This window comes from Mycobacterium sp. HUMS_12744610, from assembly GCF_041206865.1.
Lineage (GTDB): Bacteria > Actinomycetota > Actinomycetes > Mycobacteriales > Mycobacteriaceae > Mycobacterium > Mycobacterium servetii.
The window spans coordinates 2159469-2171133 of record NZ_JBGEDP010000001.1 but is presented as its reverse complement, the minus strand read 5'-3'; the positions used below and the strand labels follow the sequence as shown (position 1 = coordinate 2171133).

Annotated in this window: 9 protein-coding genes and 1 pseudogene; 6 read left to right on the top strand and 4 right to left on the bottom strand. The window is 70.1% G+C overall.

Annotation, left to right across the window (positions count from 1 at the left end):
* Positions 1 to 15: 15 nt before the first annotated feature.
* From AB8998_RS10680 to AB8998_RS10670, 3 genes and pseudogenes are all read right to left on the bottom strand, one after another.
* Positions 16 to 1275, bottom strand: coding sequence for a glutamate-5-semialdehyde dehydrogenase (locus AB8998_RS10680; protein ID WP_369737928.1), 1260 nt, complete (start codon positions 1273 to 1275; stop codon positions 16 to 18).
* Positions 1276 to 1326: 51 nt separating this feature from the next.
* On the bottom strand, positions 1327 to 2814 hold the full coding sequence (locus tag AB8998_RS10675) for a mechanosensitive ion channel family protein (RefSeq protein WP_369737927.1): 1488 nt from the start codon (positions 2812 to 2814) through the stop codon (positions 1327 to 1329).
* Positions 2814 to 5025 (bottom strand): annotated as a pseudogene (locus tag AB8998_RS10670) (adenylate/guanylate cyclase domain-containing protein). The gene AB8998_RS10675 and the pseudogene AB8998_RS10670 overlap by 1 nt, the downstream one beginning before the upstream one ends.
* 192 nt (positions 5026 to 5217) lie before the next feature.
* Here AB8998_RS10670 and AB8998_RS10665 point away from each other — a divergent pair.
* Entirely contained in the window at positions 5218 to 6102 is an 885-nt protein-coding gene (locus AB8998_RS10665) for a ribokinase (protein WP_369737926.1), read from the top strand.
* On the opposite strand, the gene AB8998_RS10660 is transcribed toward AB8998_RS10665, so the two are convergent.
* Positions 6099 to 6905 carry a GntR family transcriptional regulator gene (locus AB8998_RS10660; protein WP_369737925.1) on the bottom strand — a complete coding sequence of 269 codons (807 nt, stop codon included), beginning with the start codon at positions 6903 to 6905 and terminating at the stop codon, positions 6099 to 6101. The two genes, AB8998_RS10665 and AB8998_RS10660, sit on opposite strands and share 4 nt — an antisense overlap.
* Before the next feature lie 81 nt (positions 6906 to 6986).
* Between AB8998_RS10660 and AB8998_RS10655 the strand changes: the two genes are divergently transcribed.
* From AB8998_RS10655 to AB8998_RS10635, 5 genes are read left to right on the top strand one after another with little or no spacing between them, the layout of a single operon-like run.
* The gene (locus tag AB8998_RS10655) at positions 6987 to 8417 is read left to right on the top strand and encodes an MmgE/PrpD family protein (RefSeq protein ID WP_369737923.1); all 1431 of its coding nucleotides are present in this window, start codon (positions 6987 to 6989) and stop codon (positions 8415 to 8417) included.
* A gap of 12 nt (positions 8418 to 8429) precedes the next feature.
* Positions 8430 to 9314 carry an isocitrate lyase/PEP mutase family protein gene (locus tag AB8998_RS10650; RefSeq protein WP_369737922.1) on the top strand — a complete coding sequence of 295 codons (885 nt, stop codon included), beginning with the start codon at positions 8430 to 8432 and terminating at the stop codon, positions 9312 to 9314.
* Positions 9305 to 10552: a 3-isopropylmalate dehydratase large subunit gene (locus AB8998_RS10645; protein ID WP_369737921.1), complete on the top strand. Its 1248-nt coding sequence runs from the start codon at positions 9305 to 9307 to the stop codon at positions 10550 to 10552. The genes AB8998_RS10650 and AB8998_RS10645 overlap by 10 nt, the downstream gene beginning before the upstream one ends.
* Complete coding sequence (locus tag AB8998_RS10640; RefSeq protein ID WP_369737919.1) at positions 10549 to 11109, top strand: LeuD/DmdB family oxidoreductase small subunit; 561 nt, start codon at positions 10549 to 10551, stop codon at positions 11107 to 11109. Before AB8998_RS10645 ends, AB8998_RS10640 begins: the two co-directional genes overlap by 4 nt.
* Positions 11109 to 11654: a YbhB/YbcL family Raf kinase inhibitor-like protein gene (locus AB8998_RS10635; protein ID WP_369737917.1), complete on the top strand. Its 546-nt coding sequence runs from the start codon at positions 11109 to 11111 to the stop codon at positions 11652 to 11654. Before AB8998_RS10640 ends, AB8998_RS10635 begins: the two co-directional genes overlap by 1 nt.
* The last annotated feature ends 11 nt before the right edge of the window (positions 11655 to 11665 follow it).

Here is an 11665-nt window from a genome sequence, read left to right as displayed (position 1 = left end):
CACTTTGGCGACAGGTCAGGCTGGGCGGATCTGGCCGTCCCCCCACGCGATCCACTTGGTCGAGGTCAACTCCGGCAGCCCCATCGGTCCCCGGGCATGCAGCTTCTGGGTGGAGATCCCGATCTCGGCACCGAAACCGAACTGCTCGCCGTCGGTGAACGCCGTCGAGGCGTTGACCATTACGGCGGCCGCGTCAACTCCATCGGTAAATCGTTGTGCCGCGGCCATGTTGGTGGTGACGATGGCCTCGGTGTGTCCGGTGCCGTACTCGTTGATGTGGGCGATGGCGGCGTCGACGCCGTCGACCACGGCCAGCGCGATGTCCATCGACAGGTATTCGCGGCGCAGATTCTCCTCGCCCGCCCCTTCGGTCAGGCCGCCGTGCACGGTCACCCCCGCGTCCTGCAGCGCGGCCACCAACCTGGGCACCGCGTCGGCGGCGATCGCCGCGTCCACCAGCAGCGTCTCCGCGGCGTTGCACACACTGGGCCGCCGGGTCTTGGAGTTCAGCAGGATTCGTTCCGCCACGTCCAGGTCGGCACCCTCGTGCACGTAGACGTGGCAGTTGCCGACGCCGGTCTCGATGGTGGGTACCTGCGCGTCGCGGACCACCGCGTCGATCAGGCTGGCGCCCCCGCGCGGGATCACCACGTCGACCAGGCCGCGGGCCTGGATCAGGTGCGTGACCGTCGACCGGTCGGTGGCCGGAAGCAGCTGGACGGCGTCGGCGGGCAGGTCCTCGCCGAGCAGCGAAGCGCGCAACACGTCGACGAGCGCCTGGTTGGACCTGGCCGCCGACGAACTCCCGCGCAGCAGCACGGCGTTGCCGGACTTGAGCGCCAGGCCGAAGGCGTCGACGGTGACGTTGGGCCGGCCCTCGTAGATCATGCCGATGACGCCCAGCGGCACCCGCTGCTGGCGCAGCTGCAGGCCGTTGGGCAAGGTGTAGCCGCGCAGCACCTCACCGACCGGGTCGGGCAACCCCGCGACCTGACGCAGGCCCGCGGCGATCGCCTCGACGCGCTTGGCGTCCAGCGCCAGCCGGTCGAGCATTGCGGGCGCCGTGCCGGCGGCCCGCGCGGCGTCGAGGTCTTCGGCGTTGGCTTCCAGGATCGTCGCGGTGTGCGCCACCAACGCAGCGGCCGCGGACTGCAACGCGGCGTCCTTGGCGACCGTCGGCAACACCGCGAGCGCGCGGGCCGCGACACGGGCGCGGCGCGCGGCGTCGTGGACTTCGCGGCGCAAGTCGGGGCGCGACGGTGCTCGCAGACTCATCGAACCAGGGTATCGGTCGCCGAGCGGCCGACTAAGGCTGCCCCATCCGCGTCATTGCGACCGCTGCATCGGTGCGCCGTGACGTGCCGGGCCGCGTTCCGTGTGCACCACCGACAGGGCGGCTTTCACCGGCGTCTCTCCCGCCCGCTCGCCGCACCTCGCCTGGCGCACTTTGTTGCGACGCTCCTCGATGATGCGGCCGAAGTTCTGCAGCAGCACCGGTTCGCGCATCACCAGCGGCTCGAGGTGTTCGCGGTCGATCTCGAGCGCGGTGACCTCCCCGAGCGCGTGGGCGCCGGCGAGGTTCGGTTGCCGGGTCAGCGCCGTCAGCCCCAGGAACGAGCCCTCTGCCAGCGTGCCGATCACCGTGACGGACCCGTCGTCGGCCGTGGCGGTCAGTTGCACGCTGCCGGCGACCAGGAACGTCATCCCGGCGGGCACCTGACCCGCGTACTCGACGATCTCGTCGGCCCCGTACCGGACGAGCCGGGCGCGCGAGTGCAGCAAGCGCTGTTCGTCCATGCTGAGACGCAGTGCCGGCGCCACCACGGTGCGCAACGCGCTCTCGACCCGTTCGGCGGTCGAGTAGTCGTCGTCGGCGCCGTCCAGGTGAAGCCCTTCCCGGCGCGCGGCGTACCAGATCCATCGCAAAAACGTGGACCGGGCGCCACCGTCGTCGGCGGGCGAGTTCAGCGCGAAGGACGTGCGGTACTCGGCGCCGCCGACGGGCACCGAGCGGGGCACGACGCCGGTCGCCAGTTGCGGCAGGCCGGATGCGGTCCGGGTCAGCAGCGCGCAGACCCGGTCGGGCGGGTCCGCGGCCGAGAAGGTGGTGGTCAGCGACAGTTTGTGTGTGCCCGGCGGGCGGCTGAGGTTCGTGAACGACGTCGTGGCCAGCATCGAGTTCGGCATGATGCGCATGCCGCTGCCGGTGTCGATGTGCACGGCCCGCCAGTTCACCTCGACGACGCGCCCCTTCGCGGTTCCCGTGTCGAGCCAATCGTTGATCCGGAAAGGCTGCTCGAAGAGCATGAACAACCCCGACACGATCTGGCCGACGGAGTTCTGCAACATCAGGCCGATCACGACCGACGTGACGCCCAGCGCGGTGAACAGGCCGCCGACCCGTACACCCCAGACCCAGGACAACATCAGGGCCACACCGGTGCCGATCACGGCGAAGCGGGCCACGTCGAGGAAGATTCCGGGAAGCCTTTTGCGCCAGCTGTCTGCGGGGGCGCCCTCGAACACGGTGGCGTTGAGACCCGACACCACCACCAGCAGCACCAGGAAGCCGAACAGCGTGGTGAGCATCCGCACCGGCACGTCGCCGGCCGGGATCTGCGACGCCTTGACCAGCAGCAGCAACAGCGCACCGAGGGGCAGCAGGTAATTGCGCAGCAGGCTGACTTGTCTGGTCATACGGCTGTTGCGGCGGGCCAGGTTGTGACCCAGCTCGGTGAGCACGATCAACGCGAGCGGAAACCCGACCGCGATGCCGATCGCCCAGTAGAACCACGGGGCGTGCCAGGCGTTCATCACCGCTCCGCGAGCCGGTAAATCGCCTGCTCGGATCCGCCGACCGAGATGGTGCCCGCCGGCGTGAACTGCCGCACGTCCCGCAGCGCCTCATAGACCTGAGCACTCACGTAGATGCCCGGCTGCGGTGCGCCACTGTGCATCTGGTAGGCCAGGCTCACCGCCCCGCCCCACATGTCGTAGATGAGGCCGGACCGGCCCACCAGCCCGCTGACCACGTTGCCGGTGTTGACGCCGATCCGCAGGCTCAGCTGGTGACCGGTCTGGGCGTTGAAGCGGTCGATGCTGTGGCGCATCTCCAGGGCGAAATCGACGCTGCGGTGGATGCTGTCCAGTCGCGGGGTGATCACACCGCAGCTGGCCAGATAGCCATTGTGGAACGTGCGGATCCGTTCCACGCCAAGGGCTTCGGCCGCCGAATCGAACTGGCGGAACAGTTCGTCGACGATGCCGACCAGCACGTCGCCGGGCAGGCTGTTGGAGATCTCGTCGAGCCCGACGATGTCGGCATAGATGATGGCGACGTCCTGATGCGTCTGGGCGATGGTCTCCTCGCCGCCGCGGTACCGCTGCACCACCGATTCGGGCATCAGCGCCAGCAGGAGCCGTTCGTTCTCCCGGCGCTGCTCGTTGAGGAGTTCGTCCTTGATCGCCAGGTTCCGGCTCATCTCGTTGAACGCCGCGGTGAGATCGCCGAACTCGTCGCGCGACTTCACCGGGATGTTCACTTCGTAATCGCCGGAGCTGATCTTGCGCGTGCCCGCCTCGAGTCGCCGGATCGGCCGCACCGCCGCCTGGGCGACCAGCATCGAGGCCACGCAGATGACGAAGATCATCGCCGTCACCGCGATCACCAGCGTTTGGCTGAACCTGCCCAGTCGCGCGAAGGCATCGGAGTTGTCCCTGGTGGCCAGGATCGACCAGTGCAAGTCTGAGTCGGGTATGTTCACCGGGGCATACGCTTCCAGCTCCCGGTTGCCGGTGTAATCGGTGCCGCTGACGGTCCCGCTCTCGCCGCGCTGGGCGGCCCAGGCCCGAGCTGGCAACCGGCTGCACCAGCACGGTGGTGTGCAGCCGGATCGCCCGGGCGACGACATCGGGCGGTGTGCCGGCGGCGATGGCCTCGCGCCGGTACTCCTGCGGGTCTTCCAGGAAAATGCGCGAATCCGAGCGCATCAGGTCGTCGGGGCCCGCCAGATAGGTCTCGGTCGCGGCACCCATCCCAGCGGCTTTCCACTGTTTTCCTGCGGTCATGATCGTGTTGATCATCGCGATCGGCACCGGCAGGGCCATGACGCCGCTCATCTTGCCGTTCATGCCGACCGGCGACACCACCCACGCCGTGGGCGTGTCGAGCTGTGGCTGATAGGGCTGGAAGTCGGTGATCCAGACGAAGTCGAGATCGTTGGAGCGCAACGCCTTTTGGTAGGCGCTACGGAGATTGGATTCCCGGTACGGGCCGGTGAGGATGTTGGTCCCCAGGTCCGGCCCTTTCCGCACGCTGTAGACGACATTGCCCTGCGTGTCCAGCAGCAGCGCGTCTCGATATTTGAAGCGCGTCACGATGCCGCTCAAGTAGAAGTTGAAGCGGGCGTTGGCCGCCGACCACGCGCTGCCGTCGCCGGCTTCCCGCATGCCCGCCTGTTCGTTCGGCGGCGTGGGCACCGCGGTGTAGTTCGCCTGAACGTACCTCTGCGCGTTGGAACTCGGCAGGACGGCGTTGAGGTCGATCGTGTCGCCGGTCAGCTGCTTGATCGGCAGGATCATCTGGTTTTGGTAGTAGCCGACGAGCGCCTGCTGCTGGGCGGGGGTGATCGTCGCGTCGGCAAGTTGGTCGAAACCCGCAGTGAGCGCGTCGGTTGCCTCGACGATGCTGAATCCGCCGCTGTAGACGATCAGCGAATTCGTCACTTGCCGAAACAGCGCTTCCACCGCGCGCTTCTGGGATCCGCGCAATTCGATCAACCGCTCGGACTCGACCTGCACCAACGCGTCGCGGCCGGACACGGCCCCGATGAAGCCGATGACCGCCACGCCCAGGATGCTCGACAGCAGCAGCGCCACCAGGATCTTGGACTGGATGCCGAACCGGAAGCGGGGCCGCGACAGAAACCGGTGCTTTCTTCTGCCCGCCAATTCGACCGGGGCGGATTTCCCATCGGTCTCTCCGGCGGATTCCCGGCCGCTTTCCGAAGTGGTTTCGCTGGCAATTTCCCCGCCGGTTTCCCGGCTGGTCCGAGGGGCCGGATCGGCGTCTTTAACCCCGCTCGATGTCAATCGCCTCTCCGCCTTTCTTCGACAGGATTCGGCCTCGCTCACGCAGCAGAGTAACGCGCCGACCCGCAGATATTGGCGATTGCCGCAAAGCGACGCTCCCCGCCCGGCGCGACTACCGTCGCGGGAATGGCGCGGGTGTGTGTGGTTGGCAGCGTGAACATGGATCTGACGTTCGGCGTCGAAGCCCTCCCGCGTCCGGGCGAGACGGTGCTGGCGTCGTCGTCGAGCCACGCCCCCGGCGGCAAGGGCGGCAACCAGGCGGTCGCCGCGGCGCGGGCCGGCGCACAGGTGCAGTTCGTCGGCGCGCTCGGCGAGGACGCCGCGGCCGGACAGCTGCGGGCGCATTTGACGGCCAACGGCGTCGGGCTGGACGGGACCGTCGCGGTCCCCGGTCCGAGCGGCACGGCGATCATCGTGGTCGACACCGGCGCCGAGAACACCATCGTCGTCGCTCCGGGCGCCAACGGGCGGCTCTCGCCGTCCGACGAGACGGTGCGCACGGTGATCTCCGACTGCGACGTGCTGTTGACCCAGTTGGAGATTCCGGTCGCGACGGCGCTGGGCGCGGCGCGCGCGGCCCGCTCGGCCGGGTCGGTCGTCCTGGTCAACGCGTCGCCGGCGGGCCGGGACGACGGCGCGCTGGCCGAACTGGCGGAGCTGGCCGACGTGGTGATCGTCAACGAAGACGAGGAACGCCAATGGCGCTGGCGGCCGGACCATCTGGTGACCACCCTGGGCGCGCGGGGCGCCCGGTACGCCGGCACCGACGGCGAGTTCACGGTGCCCGCCCCAGCGGTCGACGCGGTGGACACCACCGGGGCCGGCGACGTGTTCGCCGGGGTGCTGGCGGCGAACTGGCCGCCCCACCCCGGCGCGGCGGCCGAGCGGCTGCGCGCGTTGCGGCGCGCGTGCACGGCAGGCGCGCTCGCCACGCTGGTGCGCGGCGCCGGCGACTGCGCCCCGGACGCCGCGGCGATCGACGCGGCCCTGCGCGAGCGGCGTTCGGGCTAGTCCCGGCGCACGTCGTGGGCGATCGTCAGGCCGTCGGCCGTCTCGAGTTCGTCGGCGGTCTGACTCAGCAGCACGCGGCTGCGGCCGGGCGACAGCAGGGCAGAAAGGTGATGGTGCGGCGCGCCGCCCACGAACACCAGCCGATTGACGCGCAGCAGCGCGGCGCCGATCGCCGTGTCCAGCAGGCGGGCGTTGCGCGGGCCCGCGATCTCGGCGGTGATCTCATGGCGCACCCGGTCCGCGACGATCCCCGCGTCGGACAACAACTGGTAGAGGGGCGCGCGCCGCAGCGCGGACTCCGTCAGCGTGCCGGCGAGTTCCCCGGGCAGCCAGGCCTCGCTGACGATCAACGGCTCGCCGGTCCTGCGTTGCCGCCGCACCCGCACGATGTGCAGCAGGTCGCCGGACGTCTCGAGCGCCTCGGCGACGGGTTGCGGGGGGCGGCGGGCCCCGAGTTCGACCACCTCCACGTCGGTTTCGAACTGGGTCTGGCGCAGGCCCGCCATGTAGGACCTGCCGGCCGACGACACGTCGGCCGCGCCGTGCGGGCGTACAAAGGACCCCACCCCGTGGCGGCGCTCGATGTAGCCCCGCTCGGCGAGGTCCGCCAGCGCCCGGCGCACGGTGATGCGGGAGACCCCGAACTGCCCGCAGAGGGTCTGCTCGGTGGGCAGCGCGTCGCCGGGGGCCAGCACGCCGCGGTCGATCTCGTCGTGCAGCACCAGGAACAGCTGCCGGTGCAGCGGGACGCCCGCAGCGGCGGACACCGGTGCCGCCCTGTCGCCGGCCTTGTCCACGGTCATGAATATTTCCACACCCGGCCCCTTGCGCCCGCTTCGTTAGTTGTTATATGTATATAACAACTAACGGGAAAGGGGTGGCCGATGACGGCGGTGACGCAGCCGGCCGCCACCGACCCGGCGGGGCCCACCGGACGGCTGGCCACCTGGGTCGCCGGGCTCACCCTCGACGACGTGCCACACCCGGTCGCGCGGCGCGCCAAGCACCTGTTGCTCGACGGCCTGGGCTGCGCCCTGGTCGGCGCGCGGCTGCCCTGGTCTCGGCTCGCCACCGACGCGGTACTCGGCATGGAAGGCGGGGGCGACACGGTCGTCATCGGCACCGGCCGCACCACCGGCGCACCCGGCGCCGCGATCCTGAACGGCACGTTCATCCAGGGCTTCGAGCTCGACGACTTCCATCCCCTCGCGCCGCTGCACAGTTGCTCGCTGGTCATCCCCGCCCTGCTGTCGACGGCCGCGACCCGGCCGGGAACGATCACCGGCGCCGAACTGCTGCTCGCGTCGATCGCCGGGTTCGAGGTGGGGCCGCGCGTCGGCTACACCCTGCACGGCACCCAGATGCTCGACCGCGGCTGGCACTCCGGGTCGGTCTTCGGCACCCACTCGGCGGCCATGGCCTCGGGCAAGCTGCGCGGACTGCCGCCCGCACAACTCGAAGACGCCCTCGGGCTGGCGGCCACCCAGTCGTCGGGGCTGATGGCCGCGCAGTACGAGGCCATGAGCAAACGCATGCACCACGGTCTGGCCGCGCGCAACGGTTTTTACGCCGCGGGCCTGGCGGCGGCCGGCTACACCGGCATCAAGCGGGTGTTCGAGCGCGAATACGGCGGCTTCCTCAGCGTGTTCGGCGAGGGCCACGAACCCGACGCCGCGCTGCTCACCGGCCAGCTGGGCCGGCGCTGGGAGACGACGAGCATCATGGTCAAGTCCTACGCCGCGATGGGTGGCCTGCACGCAGCGATCGATGCCGCCAGACGGCTGCGCGAATCCGTTGCGCCCGAGAACATCTCAACGGTCGACATCACCGTCGGCGAGACCGTCTACAAGCACGGCTGGTGGCCGCCGGAGCGACCGCTCACGCCGATCGGGGCGCAGATGAACATCGGCTACGTCACCGCCGCAGCGCTGCTCGACGGCAACGTGCTGCCCGAACAGTTCGCCCCGGCGCGCCGCGACGCCGACGACATCTGGTCGCTGATCGCCGCAACCACGGTCCACCTCGACGAATCGCCGGCCCGCGCCGCGATGACCGAGAAGTTCCGCACCGAGCTGGCGGTGACGACCGTCGACGGCGCCGTGCACCGGGTCCGCGTCGACGTACCGCATGGCGCGCCCACCGACCCCGTCACCGACGACGAACTCGTCGCGAAGTTCCACGCGCTCGCCGACCGGGTCACCGACCGCGCCCGCGCCGATGCGATCGAACGGGCGGTGCTCGGTCTGGACGAACTCGACGACACCGATCATCTGGCCGAACTGCTCGCCGCTCCGGTGGCGGGCGCCTTGGACTGAAAGGAACCTGCTGTGGCTACCACCCCGGCCCGCCGACGTCTCAGGGAGCTGCTCGACAAGCGCGAACTCATCGTCGCGCCGGGCGTTTTCGACGGGATCTCCGCACAGCTGACCAAACGGACCGGCCATGTCGCCGCATACATGACCGGGGCCGGTGTGGCGGCGTCCGGTTTCGGCCTGCCCGACATCGGGCTGGTCACGGCAACCGAGATGGCGGGGCGGGCCGCGATGATCGCCGACGCGCTGGGCGACATCCCGCTCATCGCCGACGCCGACACCGGCTACGGCGCACCGCGGAATGTGGTGCGCACGGTGCGTTCTTACGACGCGGCGGGGGTGGCCGCGATCCAGCTGGAAGACCAGGTCTTCCCCAAACGGTGCGGCCATCTGCCGGACAAACGGGTCGTCGACGCGGCGCTGTTCGAGCAGACCCTCGCCGCCGCCCTGGACACCCGGTCCGACGACGACCTGCTCGTGGTGGCCCGCACCGACGCCCGCGCCCCGCTCGGGCTCGACGAGGCAATCGAGCGCGCCAACCGCTACGCGCGCGCGGGCGCGGACGTCATCTTCGTCGAGGCGCCGCAGGACGCCGGCGAAATCGAGCGCATCGCAGCCGAAGTCGACGCGCCGCTGCTGATCAACCTCGTGCTGGGCGGCATGACGCCGCTGCAGTCGGCGTCGCGACTGCGGGAGTTGGGCTACGCCATCGCCATCCATCCCGGCAACCTGCTGATGCAGGCGACGTTCGGCATGCTGCAGAGCCTTTGCGAACTCAACGGCAGCGATCTCGCAGCCCACCTGCCCAGCAGCCCCGCCGGTTTCTTCGATCTGGTCGGCATGGCCGAGTGGCTGGCCCTCGACGACCGCTACGCGCACCGGGACACCTCATGGGCATGACCGTCATCGAGAAGATCCTCGCCCGCAAGGCCGGTCTGGGCTCGGTGTCACCGGGGGACACCGTCGTGGTCGAGGTTGACATGACCGTCCTGATCGACCTGCAGTTCGCCACCATGTGGCTCGCGCCCAACCGCATCCACGACCCCGCCAAGCTCGCGGTCGTCATGGACCACGCCGTCCCGGCCCCGACCGTCAAGGACGCCGCGGGCGGAACGCACGCCCGCAAGTTCGTCGCCGACTTCGGCATCGAGCGCTTCTACGACGTCGGCCGGCACGGGATCTGTCATCAGGTGATCGCCGAGAACGGCCTGGCGCGGCCCGGAGAGATACTGGCCTGCGCCGATTCCCACACCTGCGCCGCCGGCGCGTACAACACGGCGGCCCGCGGACTCGGTCCCGCGGAGGTGTATTCGATCATGTGCACCGGAACGACGTGGTTTCAGGTCGCGCCGACCATCCGTTACGAATTCGGCGGCGCCAAGCCGGACGGCGTGAGCGGCAAGGACGTCTTCCTCTATCTCGCCGACGAATACGGCGACGCCGCCAACCTCAACCTGGAGTTCGGCGGGCCCGGGCTGGCCGGCATCCCGATGCACGACCGGCGCACCATCGCGACGCAGTGCGCCGAGGTTTCCGCCGACTTCGGCACCTTCGAGCCCGACGAGGTCCTGACGGCATTCCTCGACGAGCGCGGCATCACCGGATACGACGCCGCCGCACCGGATCCCGACGCCGCATACCGCGAGGTCCGCCACGTCGACCTGTCCGCGCTGGAACCCTACGTCGCGCGGCCGGGCACCGTCAGCCGCAACGGTCTGCCGGTGTCGCGGCTGGGCAGGCAGAAGGTGGACCAGGCGTTCATCGGGTCGTGCGCCAACGGACAGCTCGAGGACCTGCGGATCGCCGCGGAAGTGCTGCGCGGCAAGAGCGTCGCCCCCGGGGTGCGGCTCCTGGTCACCCCCGCCTCGCAGGCGGTCTACCGCGAGGCCATGCGGCTGGGATACCTGCAGGACATCGCGGATGCGGGCGGCGTCGTCACCAACTCCACCTGCGGCGCCTGCTTCGGCTACCACATGGGGGTCGTGGGTCCCGGCGAGGTGTGCATCACGTCGAGCACCCGCAACTTCACCGGCCGGATGGGCAGCGCCGAGGCAGAAATCTTCATGGCCTCCCCGGCGACCGTCGCGGCCTCGGCGATCGCCGGATACATCACCGACCCCAGGAGCGTGACGGCATGACGGTGGCATTCAGCGGAAAGGTCTGGGTGTTCGGCGACAACCTCAACACCGACGACATGTATCCGGGCTACGCGCTGAAAATGGAGCCCGCGGAGGCGGCCAGGCACGTGTTCTACCAGGTCCGCCCCGGCTGGACCGACGAGGTCCCCCCCGGCGACGTCGTGCTGGCCGGCAAGAACTTCGGGCTGGGGTCGTCGCGCCCGGTCGCGGTGTTGTTCGCCGAACTGGGCGTCGCCGGGCTGGTCGCCGAGGAGTTCAACTCGCTGTTCTTTCGCAACGCCGTCAACGCCGGCCTGCCCGCGATGACGATCCCCGACGCGACCTCGCTGTTCCGCGAGGGCGACCGGGGCACCTTCGACCTGAGCGCGGGAACGTGGCGCAACGACACCACGGGAGCCTCGGGCACCGTGCCGACGCTGCCCGGGCTGATCCTCGAGATCCTCGAAGGCGGCGGGGTGCTGCCCCGGCTGGTCGAGCAGGGATACCTGCCCGCCGAACTGGGCGATCTGATGCGGTCTTCCAGCGTGGCGATCCGCGGCGCCGGAAGCGGCGCGTGATGGCGCTGGTGGGCCGGCTGCTGCGCGGCGCCCGCGCGGGCGAACACCGAAGCCCACTGGCCGGCAGCGCGTTCGACGCTCCCGCCTCCATCCGCGTGACGAGTTCGGCATTCGGCGACGGCGCGGCCATGCCGCCGTCCAGCGCAGGAAAGGGGGTCGGAGACAACATCTCTCCGCCGCTACGCTGGGAGGGGCTGCCGCCCGGGACGCGGCAGGTGGTGCTCGTCATCGACGATGTCGACGTCCCACTGCACCGGCCGCTGCTGCACACCGTCGCGGTGATCGAGCCGACGGTGCGCGAAGCCGCCGCGGGTTCGCTGCGCCCGGGCAGCGCCGGAATGCGTTTCCTGCGAGCGGATCTTGGGCATCGGGGCTACACCGGGCCGCGCCCGATCCCCGGCCACGGACCCCACCGCTACCGGTTTCAGGTGTTCGCGATCGACGAACCGATACCCGCCGTTGTCGACTCGGCCAAGGCCCTGTTGGTTGCGATGCGCGGCCACCTGCTGGCTCGGGGCACGCTCACCGGCACCTACGAGCGCTGAGCTTGCGCGGC